Raw genomic sequence first — 20,790 nt, forward strand, 5'->3', positions numbered from 1 at the left:
TCGTTTGCAGGCGAATCGGAGGCGAGAGGCAAGCGGTGCGGCCCGTTCAGGCCGCATCCGGTGCAGGTGCGGACGGGCTTATTGGCGATAAGTCTTTAGGAAATTTCCGATTCGACCGATTGCCATGTCCAGGTCATCGACGCGCGGCAGGGTTACCACGCGGAAGTGATCCGGCCACGGCCAGTTAAAGGCCGTACCCTGAACCACCAACAGTTTTTCCGACAAAAGCAGGTCCAGTACGAATTTTTCATCGTTATGGATCGGGCAAATTTTCGGGTCGATACGTGGGAATGCATACAGCGCGCCCATCGGTTTCACGCAGCTGACACCGGGGATGTCGTTGAGCAATTCCCACGTGCGATTGCGTTGTTCCAGCAAGCGGCCAGCCGGCAGCACCAAATCGTTGATGCTTTGATAGCCGCCCAATGCCGTCTGAATCGCGTGTTGGCTCGGCACATTGGCACACAGACGCATGTTAGCCAGTATGTCGATGCCCTCGATGTAGCTTTTGGCATTGTGTTTTGGCCCGGAAATAACCACCCAGCCGGACCGGAAACCTGCAACCCGGTACGATTTCGACAGGCCATTGAAGGTCAGGCAGAGCAGGTCTGGAGCCAATGACGCAGTGGCGATATGAACCGCGTCATCGTAGAGAATCTTGTCGTAGATTTCGTCGGAGAACACCACCAGATTGTGCTGGCGGGCCAATTCCAGCATGCCCAGCAGCACTTCCTTCGGATAGACCGCACCTGTCGGGTTGTTGGGGTTGATGATGACCATCGCCTTGGTGTTGGGCGTGATCTTGGCCTTGATATCCTGCAAGTCCGGCCACCAGTGCGCTTGTTCGTCGCACAGATAATGCACCGGATTGCCGCCTGCCAGACTCACCGCCGCAGTCCACAACGGGTAATCGGGGGCCGGGATCAGCACCTCGTCGCCGTTGTTGAGCAGGGCCTGCATCGACATCACGATCAGTTCGGAAACGCCGTTGCCCAAATAGATGTCTTCAATGCCGACGCCCTCTACCTGCTTCTGTTGGTAGTACTGCATCACGGCCTTGCGCGCGCTGAACAGGCCTTTCGAATCGCTGTAGCCCTGAGCCATCGGCAGATTGCGGATCACGTCCTGCAAGATTTCGTCCGGCGCCTCGAAACCAAACGGCGCCGGGTTGCCGATATTCAGCTTGAGGATGCGATGACCTTCCTCCTCCAGGCGTTTGGCGTGCTTGAGCACTGGCCCGCGTATGTCATAACAGACGTTGGCGAGCTTGTTCGATTTGCTGACCTGCATGTGATTGATCCCGAGAGTGGACGGCCCCGTGTATGAACACCACGTGGATCGCCGAGCAGAACGCCATGAAAAATGGGTTTGTATGCATGAAACGTGGGTGACAGACTGGCGTCTAACGAGGCGCAATCATACGTGCCGCCCGATCCTTGGAAAAGATACAGATCGGGCTTTTTCAGTTGTGGAGGTGTACCCGTGGAAAAGTTGGAAAAAACCCGCGAAGAATGGCAAGCGATGCTTGACCCGGAGCAGTACAACGTTTGTCGTCTCAAAGCGACCGAGCGCCCGTTTTCCGGCAAGTACAACGGCACCAAAACCGCAGGCGTCTATCACTGTGTGTGCTGCAACGAGCCGCTGTTCGACTCCGAAACGAAATTCGATTCCGGCTGCGGCTGGCCGAGTTTTTATGCACCGCTCGAAGGCAGTGCCGTGATTGAAATTCGTGATATGACACACGGCATGATTCGAACTGAAGTGGTGTGTGCAAAATGTGATGCTCACTTGGGTCACGTGTTTCCCGATGGCCCTGCGCCCACCGGTTTGCGTTATTGCATTAACTCGGTGTGCCTGGAGTTGGTCCCGCGCGAGTAACCGGGGGGTGGTCTGACCTCTTATGCCTTGATATCGATGGGATGAATTAAATTGTGCGCAAGTCAATTGCGCACTATGTTTCCTACACATTCCACTCTTTTTGTAGGTGTTGCCATGAGCGAAAATCTGCTGACCATCCCGTGCACCACTATCAAAGGTGAGCAGAAAACCTTAGCGGATTTCGCTGGCAAGGCGGTATTGGTGGTCAACACCGCGAGCAAGTGCGGCTTCACCCCACAGTACAAAGGCCTTGAGCAGTTGTGGCAGACCTACAAGGATCAAGGTCTGGTGGTGTTGGGTTTCCCGTGTAATCAGTTTGGCCATCAGGAACCGGGCAACGAAGGCACTATCTCTGAGTTTTGCGAGCTGAATTACGGGGTCAGTTTTCCGCTGTTCAAAAAGATTGACGTCAATGGCAGCGAGGCTCACCCGCTGTTCGTGCAGTTGAAAAAGCAGGCGCCGGGGGTTTTGGGCTCGGAGCGGATCAAGTGGAATTTCACCAAATTCCTGATTGGCAAAGACGGCAAACTGGTTAAACGTTTCGCCCCGCTGACCAAACCGCAAGACATGAGCGCAGAGATCGAAGCGTTATTGAGATAGCCATACCGCGCCATCCAAATCCTGTAGGAGGGTCCGCCACGTCTTCGACGCCGCGCTGTCGCACAGCAAACTGTGTGGCGCTTTTTGTGTGGTTTGAGGTTGCAGGGTGTCAGGACTGAAGCCTTCCCGAATAAATTCGGTCCCACAGATTCTGGCGCTGCGCAGATTTCTGTAGGAGCTGTCGAAGGCTGCGATAGGTCCGAAGGACCTTCGCCAACACGTTGGCTCCTACAGGTTGTTGACGCTCAGCGTGGCTTCAACCACTGATCCAACAAGCTGATCAGTTCTTCGCGACGAAAGGGTTTGGCCAAGTAGTCGCTCATCCCGGCAGCGCGGCAGCGTTCGCGTTCTTCGGGCATGGCGTTGGCGGTGAGGGCTATGATTGGTAATTGCGGCCAGCGTCCGCTTTGGCGAATCTGCCGGCTGGCTTCATAGCCATCCATCACCGGCATGTTGCAATCCATCAACACCAGGTCGAAGTCCTGTTCTTCCAGTCGCTCCAGCGCTTCGACCCCCTGCCCACTGACCACCACCTCGCAGCCCAGTTTACTCAGCATGCCTTTGGCCACGAGTTGATTCACCGGGTTGTCCTCCACCAGCAAAATTCGCGCGCGGTGAGTGGCTGCTCGATCTTGCAACAGCCGTTCTCGCGAGATGTACTCTTCAGGCAACAGCGTGCGGCGTAATGTTTGATACAACGCCGTTCGGGCCAGCGGTCGAGCTTGTTGCTGGAGGGGTGAAAGGGCGCTGACCTCTTCGCTGGGCATGAAATTGCCGTACGCCGTCACCAACAAGATAGGTGCGGTGATGGCCGGGCGCAGTCCAAACAAACATTCTGGACAATCGGTAATCAGCAGGTCTGGATCAAATCCAAACAAACTGTCACCGATGCTGCGGCGCTGATAATCAATCCCCCAGCCAGGTAGCAGGCCGGCTAACAGTTCGGCCAGACCACTGTCGGCCGAGGTTACAGCAACAACTCGGCCTTGGAGTTTTCCAGGCGCTGACGCGGGCGCATGGGTGGGCAGCGGCAACTCGACACTAAACCGGCTGCCGAAGCCAACCTTTGACTCCACGCTCAATCGGCCTTTCATAGCACCACACAAATTGTGCGTCACAGCCAGGCCGAGGCCGGTGCCGCCGTATTGACGAGTGATGCCGACCGCTGCTTGAGTGAACGGTTGAAAAATTTTCGCTTGGTCGTTGGCCGCAATGCCGATGCCGGTGTCGCTGACATCGATTTTAATACCACCATCGTGGGCGCTCAGGCGGACGTCGACGCGGCCAAAGCGCGTGAATTTCAACGCATTGGACAGCAGGTTACTGACGATCTGCCGGACACGGGTCGGATCACCCATGATCGAAGCCGGAAAAAGCGGGTCGATCAGGCACGCCAATTCGACACTGGGCGCCGCGTTTTGCGACAGCAGATTGGCCGTGTCTTCGACCAGCGCACCCAAGTCGAACGGAATATTTTCCAGTTCCAGTTGGCCGGCATCGAATTTTGACAGATCCAGAATATCGTTGAGTAGCTCCACCAGCACTTTGCCCGAGTCATGGGCAATGGACAGTTGTTGGCGCTGCTCGGCATTGAGCGGGCTGTCCAGTGACAGCGAGAGCATGCCCAGCAACCCATTGAGCGGCGTGCGTATCTCGTGGCTCATGTTTGCCAGAAAAGCCGCGCGTGCATGGGCCATGTCTATGGCCGTACTGCGTGCCACGAGCAGCTCATCGTTGGATTGGCTGAGGCGAGCGTTAATGGCTTTGAGTTCGGCAGTGCGCGCCGAGACAATGTTTTCCAATTCATTCAAATGGTCGTTGAGGTTGTTTTCAGCGATGCGCCGTTGCGCGAATTCGCTGGCAATGGTTTTGAACTGCTGATTGGCAACCTTCACCAGCACGCCGATTTCGTCCGTCTCATGACCGGGGGGGCAGGGCAATGGCGATTGCAGCCGTCGGCGCGGGTCAGTTCCACTGAGTGCGCTTATCACGCCCACCAGCGGTTTGGTCAGGGTGATGTAAAACAGCAGCAGCAGAATAATGCTTAATATCAGGCTGCGAACAAACCCATTGATTAGGGTGATTTCGGCGCGTTGCAGGAAATGACGGCCAAAGGCAAAAGTGTCCACCGTCAGGTGCAACGTCCCCATGGGTTCAGTGGGCATGTGATCCAATCGCAGAGGGTCATCGAATTCACGGCTTGCACCAAAAAGGAAGTCGCTGACGATCCGGTAACGGCTTTGGGCGCGTGGACGCTCGACACTGGCGAGGGTGGCGTTGCTGTTGTCGCTGAGCCGAACGCCAACCACCGCGGGGGAGTGCAACAACCCAAGGATTAATTCCTGCGCCAGTTCAGCATCGATGTTGTAGGCGATTCGCGACGCGGGGTTGTGACTGATTTCCAGCAAAGAATGAATTTCGCGATCGATCGATGCGTCTTCGCTGGCATAATCGAGAGCGATTTGAACCAAGCTAAGCAAGGTTCCTAAAATGAAGCCGACCAATACTGCCAGACGCGCTTGCTTGAACGACAGGCGGTGGGTGAACGATATATCCATGGGCAGAGCCATTCCTCGTTTGCCATCGCGAAGAAGCATAGCTGATCGGGCCAAGCGGTTAATCAGTTTAATTAAGGAGACATTGTGGACTCTCGGTTAATAACATTTCTTGAGCGGGCCGACGCCGTTTTGGCTCGATTGGAGCCACTGCTGCCGGCCTTGCGCAACCCCGTGGACTGGACTCACAGCCTCGCCGCGCGCTGGGTGCAGGAAGGTCGTTCGGGTTATTTGATGCCGCTGGAAGTCAGTCTGGACATGCGTCTTTCTGATTTGATTGGTGTCGATCGGCAGCGCGATCAACTGGCGCGTAATACTCGCCAGTTCATCGACGGCTTGCCCGCCAACCACGCATTACTGTGGGGGTCGCGGGGCACTGGTAAGTCGTCGCTGGTGCGGGCATTGCTGGCCGAGAACCACAAAGACGGCCTGCGCTTGATTGAGATCGAGCGCGATCATTTGGGTGATTTGCCGCGTGTCGTAGAGCAATTGCAAGGGTTGTCGGAGCGGTTCGTGCTGTTTTGCGATGACCTGTCGTTCGAAGCGGGGGAGAGTGATTACCGGGTACTTAAAAGTGTCTTGGACGGCTCGCTGGAGCAAGCGCCCGACAACGTATTGTTGTATGCCACGTCCAATCGTCGCCATTTGGTGCCCGAAAAATCCAGTGATAATGAAAACTGGAAACAGGTCGATGGCGAAATCCACCCAAGCGAAGGGGTAGAAGACAAAATTGCCCTGTCCGACCGGTTTGGCTTATGGCTGTCGTTCTATCCGTTTACCCAAGAGCACTTCCTCAGCGTGGTCGAGCACTGGATCGGTGAATTGGCCGCGAAATCCGGGCTGGCGTGGCAGCGTGATGAAGAGTTGGACCTCACGGCTGTGCGCTGGGCCACTGGCCGTGGCAATCGCAATGGCCGCTGCGCTTATCAGTTCGCGCGCTATTGGGTGGGTCTTAAATTGTTGGAGCAGCAAGCATGATTGATCTTCACAGTAGCGGCGCTGGCCTCAATGGCTATAGGTTGCTAACCGCACAGCTGGAATCTTTGTTGGCGCACGAGCGTGATTTTATTGCCAACGCTGCGCAGTTTTCGGCGTTCTTGTTCAGCCAGCTCGAGGACTTGAACTGGGCAGGTTTTTACTTGGCGCGGGGCGAGGAATTGGTGCTGGGGCCGTTTCAAGGCCAGATCGCCTGTGTGCGAATTCCGTTTGGTCGTGGGGTGTGCGGCACGGCGGCGGCCAGTCGGACGACTCAGCGGGTCAGGGACGTCCATGAGTTCGACGGGCATATTGCCTGCGACAGCGCCTCCGCCAGCGAGCTGGTGGTGCCACTGATCAAAGACGGAAAATTGATGGGCGTACTTGATCTGGACAGCCCAAGTGTCGGACGCTTCTGCGAAGATGATCAGGCCGGGGTTGAACAATTGGTGGCGATATTCCTAAGGCTCACGACCTGCGACTAAGCCCGGTGCAGGCAGACACGCCCAGTTGTGTCTGCCGCACGAATTGAAACATCAGTCGTAAGCGACCTTTTTCTTCCAATCTGCATCGTCAATCTTCAGTCCGTCGGTCAATACGTTTTCTTCGCCTTCGACCGCCGCTGTTTCTGCTAACACCATTGAATTACAACGTGCCAAGAGCTTTTCCAGGTAAGTGAGTTGCTCATGATAAACCGCCGGCTCCGGCTGTTTGCGCAAGTACTGCACCCCGCGCTCGAATGCCAAACGGGCTTGTCCTGGTTGCTCCAGAGCGAGGGCGTGTTGCCCAAGGTTATTAAAAAACTCGATGTGCAGTATCACCATAAGGTGGCGAATTTGTTTTACCCACTGCTTGGCTTCAGTCGTCGGTAAAAAGCCGTCATGGGCGGCGCGAGTGATTTGACCGTGTAACGCTTCCAATAAGAAACGCACGTCTTTGGCCTTGGCTTCGGTCTGAATCGGGCTGGGAGGGTTGTTGATCGGGATCTGATCGCCCAGGTCGATCAGCGCTGTCAGCTCGGCGATGCGCTCCCGAAACGCGCTGCCGCTTCTATTAAGTGCTTGCAGGCGCGCGTTGACGTTGAGCTCCAGACGCGTCAGCAGGAGCTTGAGGCTCGGTGTCATCAATTGGCCCGGAAACGTTTCAGTGATCTCACCGCAACGGCGCAAGCGGTCAGTCAGCTCAACCCTGAGGCGAGCGCGTTCCAGTTTCTTGTTTTCGGCTACATGATTGAGGAAACCAATGGCAATCAGGATAGCGATGCCGGCAATAACCAAGAGGGTGATTATGAGTGGTGTCACCGTTGAAACCTCATTTAGGTAATTGTGTGGCTGAGTGTAGTGTTTAACCTAGTGGGCCGATAGGTGCAACGGGTGTTCGTCAAACTAACGGCGCTGATATTCAGGCACCGGGTGACTGCTCAGCATGCGCAAAGCTCAGGGAAGTCATTGATTTAGATATATTTATAGATGGGGGTTGACGACATGCCCTTGCATCCATAGAATGCGCGCCACTTACAGCGTAAAGCACACAGCGAAGCGCAAATAAGTAGTGAATGTTGTACGCGTGTCCCCTTCGTCTAGTGGCCTAGGACACCGCCCTTTCACGGCGGTAACAGGGGTTCGAGTCCCCTAGGGGACGCCATTTGCGGGAATAGCTCAGTTGGTAGAGCACGACCTTGCCAAGGTCGGGGTCGCGAGTTCGAGTCTCGTTTCCCGCTCCATTTTTAAGCAGTCTTGTTTTAGGACAGGGCTGGTGAAACCAAGGCAGGGTCTTCGGATCATGTTTTGGACACTGGGACATACAGCGTATGTTCCGGGCAGCGTCCCCTTCGTCTAGTGGCCTAGGACACCGCCCTTTCACGGCGGTAACAGGGGTTCGAGTCCCCTAGGGGACGCCATTTGCGGGAATAGCTCAGTTGGTAGAGCACGACCTTGCCAAGGTCGGGGTCGCGAGTTCGAGTCTCGTTTCCCGCTCCATTTGTACAAAAACGCCGCTCAATGAGCGGCGTTTTTGCGTGTGCGTTTTTTGAGTTCTGGAAGCTTGGGTCGAGCGAAAAGCCTTCGAGTCGGAAAAAAGACTGGCGTCGTCGGCCTTGGCAGGTGCTTGATAGTCATCGCAATTCGAGCGCCCGACTCAGGGCACTTTTTTATAGTTGAGCCAGACGGAGTTATCGATGGAGTTTCGTTCACTGGGCAAGACCGACCTTAAGGTCAGCGCCATCGCGTTGGGCACCATGACCTGGGGCGAGCAAAACACCGCAGAAGAAGCCTTCGCACAGATTCGTCAGTCCAAGGATGCAGGGGTCAACTTTCTTGACACTGCGGAGATGTACCCGGTACCGCCGGGCGGCGAAACCTACGCCGAGACCGAGCGCATTATTGGCCAGTACTTCAAGAAGTACGGCGACCGTAATGACTGGATTCTGGCCAGTAAAGTCGCCGGACCAGGTCGCATGGACCACATTCGGGACGGCAACCCACGGCTTGATCGGGTCAACATCACTGCGGCGGTGGAGGCTAGCCTTGCGCGGTTGAACACTGATTATCTGGACCTGTACCAGTTGCATTGGCCGGACCGCAAAACCAATTTTTTTGGCGTGCTGGGCTACACCCATGATGCGCATGATCAGCCGGTTGAGATCGAAGAAACCTTGTCGGTATTGGACGATTTAGTGAGGGCGGGCAAGATTCGCCATTTTGGTTTGTCCAACGAAACGCCGTGGGGCACCCAGCGTTTCCTGCACGTGGCGCAAAGCCTTCACCTGCCACGGGCGGTATCGATCCAGAACCCTTACAACTTGCTTAACCGCACCTTTGAAATCGGCTTGGCGGAAATCGCGATTCGCGAGCAGATCGGTTTGTTGGCCTATTCGCCTTTGGCGTTTGGCGTGCTGGCAGGCAAGTACCTCAACGGCGCTCGCCCTGCGTCGGGTCGGCTGACGCTGTTTGAACGCTTCCAGCGCTACAACAATCCACAGGTTGAAATCGCCAGCGCAGCCTACGTGGCGTTGGCCCACGAACACGGCCTGGACCCGGCGCAAATGGCATTGGCCTACGTCACCAGCCGACCGTTCGTGACCAGTAACATCATTGGCGCCACCACGCTGGAGCAATTGACCAGCAACCTGGCCAGCGCCGACGTGAAACTGTCGCAGGACGTGCTGGCGGGTATCGAAGCCATCCACACCCGGCAACCCAACCCTGCGCCGTAATCAAGTGCAGCATGGCCTTTCGCGCTAGGAGCGCTTTTGACTGCGTAGCGCCTCGGACTCTTCTAGATCACGAAGAATCCGTGGGTGCCGTCGCAAGCAAGCTGACTGACCAGACCAAATTCCCAATCCAGATAGGCCTGCATGGCTTTACGTGGCGCGTCGGTGCCTTCGTAAGGTCGGCGATAGCGGTCAATGCGCGGCGAAGCCAACTGGCTTTCGCCTGTTTCCACGGCAAAGCCTGCGGCGAACCATGTGCTTGTCCCGCCCTTGAGCAGGAAAACTGGCTGGCCGGTTAACGCCTCGACCTCCGCCACGGCGAGCCGCGCCAGGCGACTGCTGCCGCAGGTCAGCACGTAGCGTTGCGCGACGGGAATATTCCCTAGCGCTTGTTTCAGTTGCGCACGCAATACCCACCACGCACCGGGTATGTGCTGTTTAACGTAGTTAGCGCTGGTGGTGAAATCCAGCACCGCAACATAACCTTGATCACGCCACTGGGCGAGGGTTTGGGCGCTGATCTCTTCGGCTTGGCGCGGTTCGGGAATGGGCGCGTCCCACTCGCCTTTTTCGCTGAAATCCTTAGGCTGCAAGTCGCCAACGACGAACACGTCCCAGCCCAGTTGTGCCAGCCAAGAGCCGGACATGTTGGCCCGCACGCCATCGTCGTCGATCAATACCAGTCGAGCGCCGCGCACGCTGGCGTAGTGATCGGTTTCCTGCACCAGTTGCCCGCCAGGTGTCGAGCGCGAACCGGGCAGATGGCCTTGGGCAAATTCTTCCGGGGTGCGCACGTCAAACAGGTAGGTGCTGCGGCCTGTCTCGGTTTGCCACTGATGTAAATCGGCGCGGGACCCACGCTTGACCCCGGCCTTGTGCGCGACCTTCAGCGCATCAGCGGTGGCCAGTTTACGGGTGTCTTCGCACACGGCGGCGAAGCGTCGAGCTTGCCCGTGTTCCAGTTTTTGGTCGGCCAGCAGCCAGCCAATGGTGCCATTGCGCAGCGCCGAGATTTGATTCGGCAGCCCCGCATTCACCAACGATTGAGTGCCGATGATGCTGCGCGTCCGACCGGCGCAATTGACGATGATCCGGGTGCTGGGGTCCGGCGCCAGTTCCCGGGCGCGCAGCACTAGTTCGGCGCCCGGCACGCTGATGCTGCCGGGAATGCTCATGGTCTGGTATTCGTCATAGCGACGGGCATCAAGCACCACCACATCAGCCTTGGCGTCGATCAGCGCGAGCACTTCTTCGGCCGCTAATGACGGCGTATGGCGCTGGCTTTCCACCAGTTCGCCGAAGGCTTTGCTCGGCACGTTGACGTCGATAAACAGTTCGCCGCCGGCCTCGCGCCAGCCTTGTAAACCGCCTTGCAGCAGTCGCACATCGCTGTAGCCGAGTTCACTCAATCGTTGCAACGCTATCGCCGCCAAGCCTTCGCCGTCGTCATACACCGTAATGGCGGTGTCGCGACGGGGGATGCGCGAGAACACTTCGAGTTCGAGTTTCGACAGCGGAATGTTGGCGGCGAACAACGGATGGGCCTCAGCGAAAGGCGCTTCTTCACGAACATCCACCAGCGCCAGTTCTTCATGGGCCAGCAGTGCGCGACGGATGTCGGCAAAGGATCGGGTGGCGAGGTTACTCATGGGTGTTGGCCTTCTTTAGACAGGTCCCAGATATTCGGGAGAAGCGTGTTGGAATAACCGGAGATGAACAGTTTTTCTGACCCGTCGGGCTGATACACCGCCCGCTTTACCGCGCCGATGTTGGCGCCGTACACGTGAATGCTGATCGACACTTGATCATTGAAGGCGTTGCTGACTTGGTGAATATCGTTACTGCGCGGTGACAAGGCTTCAACGTGACCGGGCTCAAGGCGAATGGCCGGGCCTTCTTGTTCCAGTCGGCCGCTTTCGGTGCGGGCATAACCTTGGGCAAACTCGGCGCCGCGCAACATGCCAATCAGCCCCCAGACACGGTGGTCATGAATCGGCGTGCGCTGGCCAGGGCCCCAGACGAAACTGACAACGCAGAAGCGCTGACGCGAATCGGCGTGCAGCAAGAATTGTTGATAGTGCTGTGGGTCAGGAGTGGCGTAGTCGTCCGGCAGCCAGTCGTCGACGCTGACCAGTTGCGACAGCAGTTCGCCGCCGCGATGCAGCAAATCGCCTTCGCTCGGGTTGCTGTCAATCAGCTCCGCCAGCGCGCCAATGAAAGCTCTGAGTCGTTCCGGGTGCCGAGTCTGCGTCATGTTGATTCCGAAGCCAGTGCTGATACGGCGGTGGTTGGAGAAATATAAACACAGTACTGAAAGTTAATATGCTGTTTTTTAATGATTTTTTTATAACTAAAGTGCATTTAATATCTTTTTGGCGCAGCGCAAACGCTCGACGTGCTTGGCGAAACAGCCTGATCCCAGAAATGCTTGGGGGTCCTGCGGGAAATGGACGCGCTTAGAGAGTTGGTTGCCAGCGATACACCGCCCAGCGGTCTGTTGCGTCTGGGGGTGCCGCAGACTATCGGTGATGGGGTGTTGATCGATGCGCTTAAGCATCTGCGGGCGCAATTTCCTGATTTGCGCGCCCAAGTCTTGATCGGTTGGGCGGCAACCTGATTGGCGGTCATGCCGCTCAAGGATTTCAAGTCGGTTATGGACGTGTGGCTGATCTATCCACGCTTTCTCGGTAACTTGCAGGGCGCGGTGGCTTCGTTCGGTACTCTGGTGGCGCAGTCGTTTAAGCAAACCCGTAACGCTGCGTGAATCGAACGTGTTTGCGCCGCTGCGTGCCTGGCACGGTCCGAGGGGATCCCAGCCAATAAATCAGTGCCTGCAGTGAGCGTTGATCAGTGCTTGCTGTCTTGAATCGACAGCGCAAGCAACGCTTTCTCCTGGTTCCAGTCGAAGGGTTCTTCGTTTTCTTCGGCTTCGTAGCGGCGTTCTTCCAGTGCCTGGTACAGCTCGATTTCGTCGTCAGGCATGAAGTGCAGGCAGTCGCCAGCGAAAAACCACAGCAGGTCACGCGGGACCAAATGAGCAATTTGCGGGTAGCGCTGGATCACTTGGCAGAGCATTTCCTGACCCAGGTATTGGCTCTCGACTGGGTCGCGGGGCAGCAGCTCAACCAGTTCGTCGAAGCGCTCCATAAACAACTCATGGCTTTCTTCGGGAACTTGCTCGGCCTCGCCAAGGGCGACCAGGATGCTGCGCAGGTGTGTCAGCAGGTTCAGTTGGTGGGCGAGCGTGGCGTCGGCCATGGTGAAGTCCTCAAAAGCAAAAACGGGCGCGAGAGTATAAACCCTGTGCGCCCGCCGTCTGTAAAAACAAACGGCTACTTCCAATCATCCGCCCAGCGTTAGCGCGTCTTGCCCTCGGCCAGCGTCAGCGCCTCTTTGTCAAAGTCATCGACGTCGATCACCTTGCGCCGTGCGGCTTCAGCGGCCCGCAGTGTTTCGGCTTCCACCGGTTGCAACACGCCGGCATGCAACGCTGCGTCGATCAGATGTTCACCGGCCATCGGTTTCACCTGACCGCTTTTCAGCGCGTGGTGGAGCTTTTGTTGCAGTGGATGGCTGGCGCTGAGCAGATCACACGCGTGCTGCAAAGCGCCGACCGGATCATCCGCCGATTGCGGACGGTAGCAGCCGGCGAGCATGGCCTCCAACGTCGGATCACCCTTGGCCCGGCCCATGACTTCAGCGACTTCAGCATCCAGCCGGTCCGACGGCCCGGTGTGACGACGACCAAACGGGAACACCAGCACGCGCAGTACACGGCCCAAAATCAGGCTCGGGAAATTGTTCAGCAGTTGATCCAATGCCTGCTCGGCTTTACCCAGGCTTTCTTCCATGGCCCAGCGAAACAGCGGGCTCAGGTACTCGGGTGAATCCAGGTCGTGATAGCGCTTGAGCGCAGCAGAAGCGAGGTACATATGGCTGAGGACGTCGCCGAGACGGGCGGACAGCCGCTCTTTACGTTTCAGTTCGCCACCGAGCAGCATCATGCTCAAGTCGGCGAGCATGGCAAAGGCGGCAGCCTGTCGGTTCAGCGCCCGGAAATAACCTTGGCTCAGGCTATTGCCCGGCGCGGTTTCGAGGTGACCGAAACCGAGGTTGAGCACCAAGGTGCTGGCGGCGTTGCTCACGGCGAAACCGATGTGTTTCAGCAACAGGCCGTCGAATTCCTCCAGCGCACGGTCTTGGTCTTCACGACCGGCCAAGGCCATTTCCTTGAGGACGAACGGGTGGCAGCGAATCGCGCCTTGACCGAAGATCATCAAATTGCGCGAGAGAATGTTCGCGCCTTCGACGGTGATAAAGATCGGCGCCCCTTGCCAGTTACGGCCCAAATAGTTGTTCGGGCCCATGATGATGCCCTTGCCGCCATGCACGTCCATGGCGTGGCTGATGCATTCGCGGCCGCGCTCGGTCAGGTGGTATTTCAAGATGGCCGACAAGACCGAGGGTTTTTCCCCCAGATCGACGGCATTGGCCGTCAGCATTCGCGCGCTGTCCATCAGCCAGGCATTGCCGCCGATCCGCGCCATGGCTTCTTGAATGCCTTCGAACGCGGACAACGGCACGTTGAATTGTTCACGAACCTGCGCGTATTGCCCGGTCACCAAGCTGGTGAACTTGGCCGCGCCGGTGCCCACCGCAGGCAACGAGATCGAACGCCCGACAGACAGGCAGTTCATCAACATCATCCAGCCTTTGCCAAGCATCTCTTGGCCGCCGATGAGAAACTCCAGCGGAATAAAAACGTCCTTGCCGGCGTTCGGGCCATTCATGAACGCCGCGCCCAGCGGCAGGTGACGGCGACCGATTTCAACGCCGGGGGTGTCGGTGGGGATTAGCGCCAGGCTGATGCCCAAGTCCTCTTCTTCACCCAGCAAGTGCTCCGGGTCGAACGCCTTGAATGCCAGTCCCAGCAGTGTCGCGACCGGGCCAAGGGTGATGTAGCGTTTTTCCCAATTCAGGCGCAGGCCGATGACCTCTTCACCCTTCCATTGGCCTTTGCAGATAATCCCGGTGTCCGGCATCGCGCCCGCATCGGAGCCAGCCAGCGGGCCGGTCAAGGCGAAACACGGGATATCATCGCCTCGGGCCAAGCGCGGCAGGTAGTGATTGCGCTGTTCGTCGGTGCCGTAATGCAGCAACAGTTCGGCGGGGCCCAGGGAGTTGGGCACCATGACCGTGGAGGCCAGGTCGCCGCTGCGGGTCGCCAGCTTCATCGCCACTTGGGAGTGCGCGTAGGCCGAGAAACCTTTGCCGCCGTATTCCTTGGGAATGATCAGGGCAAAAAAGCCGTGCTGTTTGATGTGTTCCCAGGCGTGGGGTGGCAGGTCCATCGCTTGGCCAATCTGCCAGTCGCTGACCATCGCGCACAGTTCTTCGGTGGGGCCATCAATGAAGGCCTGTTCCTCTTCGGTGAATTGCACCTTGGGGTAAGCCAGTAGCTTTTCCCAGTCAGGCCGGCCACTGAACAATTCGCCGTCCCACCAGACGGTCCCGGCATCGATGGCATCGCGCTCGGTTTTCGACATCGGTGGCAGGACTTTCTTGAACCAGGAAAACAACGGCGCGGTGAAGTATTTGCGGCGTAGATCCGGCAGCACCAGGGGCAGCAAGACCGCCAGCCACAGCACCCAAAGGATTGCCATGAGCCAACCATGGGCATGGCTTGAAATGCCCATGGCCAGCAAGTACAGCGCCACGATACCCAAGGCGGGCAGCGGCGCGATGCGTCGGTGAGCGAGGTAGGCGATGCCGACCACCAAAACCACAATCCACAGCAACAACATAAATAATTCTCCGTGATGACAACCAAGAGCTTAGACGGCCTCAGGTGAAGAGGGCGTCAAACAACGAGTGGATCGGTAGAGGGGAAGCGTCGGTCAATGGGTCGGGGATTTCAGCGTCAAATCCCGGGTATCGATAGTGACCGCTGGGCGCGTGTGGAGTTCGGCACGGTACTTTTTGTGGCTGGATTCAATAGCGGCTGAGGGTAGACTGGCGCGCGACGTATTCACCTCGTTTAATCCCGCGATCAACACAGGAAAAAGGCAATGCTGAAGATTTGGGGCCGAAAGAACTCTTCCAATGTCCGCAAGGCGCTGTGGTGTGCGCAGGAAGTGGCAGTGCCATATGAAGCCATTGATGCGGGCGGCGCCTTCGGTATCGTTGATGACCCTGAATACCGGGCGATGAACCCCAACGGGCGGATTCCACTGATTGAAGATGACGGCCTGTTGCTCTGGGAATCCAATGCCATCGTGCGTTACCTGGCAGCGCGTTATGCGCCCGGCACAGCGCTGTATCCAGAAAATCCGGCTGCGCGCGCCAGCGCTGACAAGTGGATGGATTGGACAACCTCTTCGGTGGCGGAACTGTTTAAACCGGTATTTTGGGGCGTGGTGCGAACCCCAGCCGAGCAACAGGATTGGACGAAAATCAACGCCGCCATCAAAGTGTGTGCCGAGGTGCTGGCGGTGGCCGATGAGGTATTGGCCGAACAACCCTACCTTTCGGGTGAAGCATTCGGCATGGGCGACATTCCTTTGGGCAGCTTTATATATGCCTGGTTCGAGATGCCGATTGAACGCCCACCGCTGCCGCATCTCCAAGCCTGGTACGAGCGCTTGAAACAACGTCCGGCGTACCGCAAGGCCGTCATGACCACGTTGAATTAATAGTCACTATCAACACGCGGCGCTGTACTTGCGTGGCGTTGCCAAGCAACATTGCCGGTACGTCACAGTTGTAAACAGTTGTGTTCGCCCTTATTTATTCCCTCTCCTTTCTTTTTCGGTGTGTATTCCAGTTATGAGTTCCGCTCTGTCCATACGGCAGCTAACCAAAACCTACGGCAACGGTTTCCAGGCCCTGAACGGTATCGAACTGGATGTCGCTGAAGGTGATTTTTATGCCTTGCTCGGCCCGAACGGCGCCGGCAAATCCACGACCATCGGTATCATTTCGACCTTGGTGAACAAGACCAGCGGAACCGTGAATATCTTCGGTCATGACCTCGATCGCGACCCCGCCGCGTTGAAACGCTGCATTGGCGTGGTGCCGCAAGAGTTCAACTTCAATCAGTTCGAGAAAACGTTCGACATCGTGGTGACCCAAGCCGGTTATTACGGGATCCCGCCGAAAATCGCCAAAGAACGCGCCGAGCAGTACCTGACTCAGTTGGGGCTGTGGGACAAACGCGATGTACCATCGCGTGCCTTGTCTGGCGGTATGAAGCGTCGGTTGATGATTGCTCGGGCGTTGATTCACGAGCCGCGTCTGTTAATTCTCGATGAACCGACAGCAGGTGTGGATATTGAGCTGCGGCGCTCGATGTGGACCTTCCTCACTGAGCTGAACGAGAAAGGCATCACCATCATCCTCACCACGCATTATCTGGAAGAGGCTGAGCACCTGTGCCGCAACATCGGCATCATTGATCACGGCACCATCGTTCAAAACATGGGCATGAAGCAGTTGCTGAACACGCTGCACGTCGAGACCTTTCTGCTGGATCTGAAGGACGCGTATCAGGTAGCGCCGCTGTTGATCGGTTACCCGGCGACGCTGGTCGACAGCCACACACTGGAAGTGCAGGTGGATAAAACCATCGGTATCACTGGGTTGTTTGGCCAACTGGCGCTGAAGAACATCGAAGTGGTGAGCTTGCGCAACAAGACCAATCGCCTTGAGGAGCTGTTCGTGTCCCTAGTAGAAAAAAATCTGGCGAAGGTGGCCGTATGAGTGCTGAGCCCCGTATTGAACGTGTCTCCGAGCTGCGGCCTAACCTGATCGCACTCAACACCATCGTGTACCGTGAAGTGCGCCGCTTCACCCGAATCTGGCCGCAGACCCTGCTCCCGCCAGCGATCACCATGGTGTTGTACTTCGTGATCTTCGGCAACCTGATCGGTAAGCAGATTGGCGGGATGGGTGGCTTTACCTACATGCAGTACATCGTGCCGGGGCTGATCATGATGTCGGTGATCACTAACTCCTACGGCAACGTGGTGTCGAGTTTCTTCGGCAGCAAGTTCCAGCGTTCTATTGAAGAATTGATGGTTTCGCCGGTTTCGCCCCACACCATCTTGATTGGTTTTACCTTGGGCGGCGTCTTGCGCGGTCTGATGGTGGGCGTCATCGTGACGATCTTGTCGATGTTCTTTACTGACCTGCAGGTCCATCACCTGGGCATTACGATCATTGTGGTAGTGCTGACGGCGACGATCTTCTCGCTGCTGGGCTTCATCAACGCGGTGTTCGCGCGCAACTTCGACGATATCTCGATTATCCCGACCTTCGTTCTGACGCCGTTGACGTATTTGGGCGGGGTGTTTTACTCGATCAACTTGCTGCCGCCGTTCTGGCAGACGGTATCACTGGCCAACCCTGTGCTGCACATGGTCAACGCCTTCCGCTACGGCATTCTCGGTGTGTCTGATATTCGCATCAGCGTGGCCATGAGCTTTATGGTCATCGCGACCATCGCACTGTACCTCGGCTGCGTGCGGTTGTTGGTCAGTGGGCGTGGGATGCGACAGTAGGTTTCAAAGCGCCTTCGCCAACCAGTTGGCTCCTACAGATGGCCGCCCGCCCTTAAAAGCATGCGGCCGAACCCAGCGTTGCATCTGTAACCAACTTGTTCGCGAAGCAGGCGACGCGGTCCCTCAGATTCACCCACGCTTTTCCCTCCTCAGTCTCCACCGCCTACTTACCGACCAGCGCCAGTAGAGCTGGATCAGTCCGAACCCCAGCGCGCCAAACACCAAGCCTGCCATCATCGAGCCCAGCAATAAAGGCTGCCACACGGTGGAGAGCTGTCCGCTGATCCAGTCCCAGGTCAGTTCGGACGGGAAATGGCGCGGGGGAAGTTGCAGCAACCATGAGCCGATTTTGTAGGTGCAATAAAACACCGGCGGCATGGTGATCGGGTTGGTCAGCCACACCAGGCTGATGCCAATCGGCAGGTTGCCGCGCAGTGCGATGGCCAAGGCCGCAGCCAATAGCATTTGAAACGGGATTGGCATCAGCGCGGCAAACAAACCCAGCGCCATGGCGCGGGAAACGGAGTGCCGATTGAGGTGCCACAGGTTTGGATCCTGCAGGAACCGCCCGAAATAGCGTAAGGATTTGTGTTCCCTGATGCTGGTCGGATCCGGCATGAAACGTTTGATCAGACGACGCGGCATACGGCTTTCCGTCTCAAAAGTGGCGGTCAGTATGCATAGATTCTGCGCACATCAAATTTAGACTTTGTGACAATTAATAAAGCGGTGGCTGGCTGAGTGGGCTAATCCAAAGGGCTGACTCTTAAAAGGTATGACTATGCGCACAGGGATGGTGGCGCTCGCGCTGGGGCTTTTAGCCGTTCGCTTTTTGCCCGTATTGCCGCCGACGTGGTTGGCGTGGTTGATGCCCATCATGGCGCTGATGCTGTTGCCGTTTCGCAGTTATCCACTGGCGTTTTTTCTGTTTGGTTTCAGTTGGGCGTGTCTCTCGGCCCAGTCTGCACTGAATGATCGCCTGCCAATTCGCCTCGACGGCCAGACGTTATGGCTAGAAGGCAAAGTGGTCGGGCTGCCGCAGTCGGCCGAGGGTGTGGTTCGGTTTCAATTGGACGGCGCACAATCCCGGCGCAGCGAGTTGCCGCAGCGCATGCGTCTGTCGTGGTACGGCGGACCACCGGTGCGCAGCGGTGAGCAGTGGCGCTTGGCGGTCAAACTCAAGCGTCCGACGGGGTTGGTCAACCCCGACTCGTTTGACTACGAGGCCTGGCTTCTCGCGCAGCGTATTGGCGCAACGGGCACGGTGGTTGACGGTCAGCGACGTGCGCCCGCTACTTCAGCGTGGCGCGATGCGCTGCGTCAGCACTTGTTGGCCGTTGATGCCCAAGGTCGAGAAGGGGGGCTGGCGGCCTTGGTGTTGGGCGATGACTCGGGGCTGAGCACCACCGATTGGCAGGTGTTGCAGGACACCGGCACCGTGCATTTATTGGTGATCTCGGGTCAGCACATCAGCTTGTTGGCCGGGTTGATTTACATGCTGGTCGCCGGGTTGGCCCGTTGGGGCTTGTGGCCGCGCCGTCTACCTTGGTTGCCCTGGGCCTGTGGTTTGGCATTTGCTGCGGCACTCGGTTATGGCTTGCTCGCGGGTTTCGAAGTCCCAGTGCGGCGTGCCTGCACCATGATCGGCATGGTCTTGCTTTGGCGGTTGCGTTTTCGGCATCTGGGCGTGGGGTGGCCGTTGCTGTTATCGCTGAACGCGGTGCTGGTGTTCGAACCGCTGGTCAGTTTGCAGCCAGGGTTTTGGCTGTCGTTCGCGGCAGTGGGCATCCTGATCCTGGTGTTCAGCGGTCGTTTGGGTAAATGGAGTTGGCTGCAGAGTTGGACTCGCGCCCAATGGTTGATCGCCATCGGATTGCTGCCGGTGTTACTGGCGCTGAACCTGCCGGTCAGCGTCAGCGGGCCATTGGCCAATTTATTCGCGGTGCCGTGGGTCAGCGTGGTGGTGTTGCCGCTGGCCTTGCTCGGCACGTTGCTGTTACCTGTGCCGGTGCTGGGCGAGGGGTTGTTATGGCTGGCAGGTGGGTTGTTGGAGTGGTTGTTTCAAGGCTTGGCCCTGATCGGCGCAATGATGCCGGCCTGGACAGGCAGCGCCGTACCTTGGTGGGCCTGGTGGCTGAGCCTGTTGGGCGGTGTCTTATTGTTACTGCCCAGTGGCGTGCCGTTGCGTCTGTTGGGATGGCCGTTGTTGCTGCTGTGCGTATTTCCACCGCTGAAAGCTGTTCCGCACGGTCAGGTCGAGGTGTTGCAGTTGGACGTGGGCCAAGGCTTGGCGGTGTTGCTGCGCACCCGCGGGCACACGTTGTTGTTCGATGCCGGTCCACGCTATGGGGATTTTGATATCGGCCAGCGGGTGGTGTTGCCCGCCATCCGCAAAACCGGGGTGCGCCGTCTCGACGTTATGTTGCTCAGCCATGCCCACGCCGATCACATTGGTGGCGCCATGGCGGTCTATGAGGGCTTGCCCGTTGCGCGCGTGCTCAGCGGCGAAGCGACCGAAGTGCCTGCAGCGTTGAATGCACAGTTCTGCAAAAGCGGCGAACGCTGGGAATGGGACGGCGTGCAGTTCACGACGTGGCGCTGGGAGGCGGCGACAGAGAGCAATCCGGCGTCCTGTGTGTTGATGGTCGACGCCAACGGTGAACGTTTGCTGCTGACCGGGGATATCGATGCCGCCGCCGAGCGCGTGGCGATCGACAGCGATTTCGATCTGCGCGCACGCTGGTTACAGGCCCCCCACCACGGCAGCCGAAGTTCTTCGTCGATGGTGTTTCTAAAGGCTGTCGAACCGGAGGGGGTGCTGATCTCCCGGGGTCGCAATAATGCCTTCGGACACCCCCATCCTCGTGTAATGGCGCGTTTTGCAGCGTTGTCGATACAGCCTTATGACAGCGCGGAGCTAGGCGCCATTCATCTGCAATTGGGGCGATACAATCAGCCGCAGGCGGAACGTGCTGGGCGGCGTTTCTGGCGCGATTGAATGGTGCAGTAACTC

17 protein-coding genes, 4 tRNA genes and 1 pseudogene are annotated in these 20,790 nt (G+C 57.5%); 14 read left to right on the plus strand and 8 right to left on the minus strand.

Annotated elements, in window-relative coordinates; translation table 11 throughout:
* Window positions 1-78: 78 nt before the first annotated feature.
* Window positions 79-1,290 carry a pyridoxal phosphate-dependent aminotransferase gene (locus RHM59_RS24330; protein ID WP_322165516.1) on the minus strand — a complete coding sequence of 404 codons (1,212 nt, stop codon included), beginning with the start codon at window positions 1,288-1,290 and terminating at the stop codon, window positions 79-81.
* Between the two features lie 192 nt (window positions 1,291-1,482).
* Here RHM59_RS24330 and msrB point away from each other — a divergent pair, with 192 nt between their 5' ends.
* Together msrB and RHM59_RS24340 are read left to right on the plus strand one after the other, a co-directional pair.
* A complete protein-coding gene (gene msrB, locus RHM59_RS24335; protein WP_322165515.1) occupies window positions 1,483-1,878 on the plus strand; it encodes a peptide-methionine (R)-S-oxide reductase MsrB in 396 nt (131 codons plus the stop codon).
* Window positions 1,879-1,992: 114 nt separating this feature from the next.
* The gene (locus RHM59_RS24340; protein ID WP_322165514.1) at window positions 1,993-2,478 is read left to right on the plus strand and encodes a glutathione peroxidase; all 486 of its coding nucleotides are present in this window, start codon (window positions 1,993-1,995) and stop codon (window positions 2,476-2,478) included.
* 245 nt (window positions 2,479-2,723) lie between these two features.
* On the opposite strand, the gene RHM59_RS24345 is transcribed toward RHM59_RS24340, so the two are convergent.
* The gene (locus RHM59_RS24345) at window positions 2,724-5,036 is read right to left on the minus strand and encodes a hybrid sensor histidine kinase/response regulator (protein WP_322183536.1); all 2,313 of its coding nucleotides are present in this window, start codon (window positions 5,034-5,036) and stop codon (window positions 2,724-2,726) included.
* An 84-nt stretch (window positions 5,037-5,120) separates the two neighbouring features.
* Between RHM59_RS24345 and RHM59_RS24350 the strand changes: the two genes are divergently transcribed.
* A complete protein-coding gene (locus RHM59_RS24350; protein ID WP_322183538.1) occupies window positions 5,121-6,011 on the plus strand; it encodes an ATP-binding protein in 891 nt (296 codons plus the stop codon).
* Window positions 6,008-6,493 carry a GAF domain-containing protein gene (locus RHM59_RS24355; RefSeq protein ID WP_322165511.1) on the plus strand — a complete coding sequence of 162 codons (486 nt, stop codon included), beginning with the start codon at window positions 6,008-6,010 and terminating at the stop codon, window positions 6,491-6,493. The genes RHM59_RS24350 and RHM59_RS24355 overlap by 4 nt, the downstream gene beginning before the upstream one ends.
* A gap of 51 nt (window positions 6,494-6,544) precedes the next feature.
* Here RHM59_RS24355 and RHM59_RS24360 read toward each other — a convergent pair whose 3' ends face one another.
* Entirely contained in the window at window positions 6,545-7,309 is a 765-nt protein-coding gene (locus RHM59_RS24360) for a hypothetical protein (protein ID WP_322285613.1), read from the minus strand.
* A 267-nt stretch (window positions 7,310-7,576) separates the two neighbouring features.
* Here RHM59_RS24360 and RHM59_RS24365 point away from each other — a divergent pair.
* The 5 genes from RHM59_RS24365 (at window position 7,577) to RHM59_RS24385 (ending at window position 9,222) form a co-directional block, all read left to right on the plus strand.
* Window positions 7,577-7,652 (plus strand) — tRNA-Glu (locus RHM59_RS24365).
* Between the two features lie 3 nt (window positions 7,653-7,655).
* Window positions 7,656-7,731 (plus strand) — tRNA-Gly (locus RHM59_RS24370).
* A gap of 101 nt (window positions 7,732-7,832) precedes the next feature.
* Window positions 7,833-7,908: transfer RNA gene (locus tag RHM59_RS24375), tRNA-Glu, on the plus strand.
* 3 nt (window positions 7,909-7,911) lie between these two features.
* Window positions 7,912-7,987 (plus strand) — tRNA-Gly (locus tag RHM59_RS24380).
* Between the two features lie 197 nt (window positions 7,988-8,184).
* The gene (locus tag RHM59_RS24385; RefSeq protein WP_322183540.1) at window positions 8,185-9,222 is read left to right on the plus strand and encodes an NADP(H)-dependent aldo-keto reductase; all 1,038 of its coding nucleotides are present in this window, start codon (window positions 8,185-8,187) and stop codon (window positions 9,220-9,222) included.
* A gap of 62 nt (window positions 9,223-9,284) precedes the next feature.
* Here RHM59_RS24385 and RHM59_RS24390 read toward each other — a convergent pair whose 3' ends face one another.
* Both RHM59_RS24390 and RHM59_RS24395 read right to left on the minus strand, forming a co-directional pair.
* Complete coding sequence (locus RHM59_RS24390; protein WP_322285614.1) at window positions 9,285-10,868, minus strand: rhodanese-related sulfurtransferase; 1,584 nt, start codon at window positions 10,866-10,868, stop codon at window positions 9,285-9,287.
* Window positions 10,865-11,473: a cysteine dioxygenase gene (locus RHM59_RS24395; RefSeq protein WP_322285615.1), complete on the minus strand. Its 609-nt coding sequence runs from the start codon at window positions 11,471-11,473 to the stop codon at window positions 10,865-10,867. The genes RHM59_RS24390 and RHM59_RS24395 overlap by 4 nt, the downstream gene beginning before the upstream one ends.
* Window positions 11,474-11,638: 165 nt before the next feature.
* Between RHM59_RS24395 and RHM59_RS24400 the strand changes: the two are divergent.
* Window positions 11,639-11,983: pseudogene (locus RHM59_RS24400) on the plus strand (hypothetical protein); the annotation flags it as partial.
* Window positions 11,984-12,066: 83 nt separating this feature from the next.
* Here the strand turns inward: RHM59_RS24400 and RHM59_RS24405 are convergent.
* On the minus strand, window positions 12,067-12,477 hold the full coding sequence (locus RHM59_RS24405; RefSeq protein WP_322165506.1) for a PA2817 family protein: 411 nt from the start codon (window positions 12,475-12,477) through the stop codon (window positions 12,067-12,069).
* Window positions 12,478-12,575: 98 nt separating this feature from the next.
* A complete protein-coding gene (locus tag RHM59_RS24410) occupies window positions 12,576-15,023 on the minus strand; it encodes an acyl-CoA dehydrogenase (protein ID WP_322285616.1) in 2,448 nt (815 codons plus the stop codon).
* Between the two features lie 264 nt (window positions 15,024-15,287).
* Between RHM59_RS24410 and RHM59_RS24415 the strand changes: the two genes are divergently transcribed.
* The 3 genes from RHM59_RS24415 to RHM59_RS24425 all read left to right on the plus strand — a co-directional run bounded on the left by RHM59_RS24415 (window position 15,288) and on the right by RHM59_RS24425 (window position 17,777).
* Window positions 15,288-15,911, plus strand: a complete 624-nt coding sequence (locus RHM59_RS24415; RefSeq protein WP_322165504.1) for a glutathione S-transferase — start codon at window positions 15,288-15,290, stop codon at window positions 15,909-15,911.
* Between the two features lie 133 nt (window positions 15,912-16,044).
* Window positions 16,045-16,977 (plus strand): ABC transporter ATP-binding protein, encoded by a 933-nt coding sequence (locus tag RHM59_RS24420; RefSeq protein WP_322183544.1) that lies wholly within the window; start codon window positions 16,045-16,047, stop codon window positions 16,975-16,977.
* Window positions 16,974-17,777 carry an ABC transporter permease gene (locus RHM59_RS24425; RefSeq protein ID WP_322183546.1) on the plus strand — a complete coding sequence of 268 codons (804 nt, stop codon included), beginning with the start codon at window positions 16,974-16,976 and terminating at the stop codon, window positions 17,775-17,777. Before RHM59_RS24420 ends, RHM59_RS24425 begins: the two co-directional genes overlap by 4 nt.
* A gap of 129 nt (window positions 17,778-17,906) precedes the next feature.
* On the opposite strand, the gene RHM59_RS24430 is transcribed toward RHM59_RS24425, so the two are convergent.
* On the minus strand, window positions 17,907-18,422 hold the full coding sequence (locus RHM59_RS24430) for a DUF2062 domain-containing protein (RefSeq protein WP_322165501.1): 516 nt from the start codon (window positions 18,420-18,422) through the stop codon (window positions 17,907-17,909).
* Between the two features lie 136 nt (window positions 18,423-18,558).
* Here RHM59_RS24430 and RHM59_RS24435 point away from each other — a divergent pair, with 136 nt between their 5' ends.
* Entirely contained in the window at window positions 18,559-20,775 is a 2,217-nt protein-coding gene (locus RHM59_RS24435; RefSeq protein WP_322165500.1) for a DNA internalization-related competence protein ComEC/Rec2, read from the plus strand.
* Window positions 20,776-20,790: the final 15 nt, after the last annotated feature.

Source organism: Pseudomonas sp. MH10 (genome assembly GCF_034353045.1).
Classification (GTDB): domain Bacteria; phylum Pseudomonadota; class Gammaproteobacteria; order Pseudomonadales; family Pseudomonadaceae; genus Aquipseudomonas.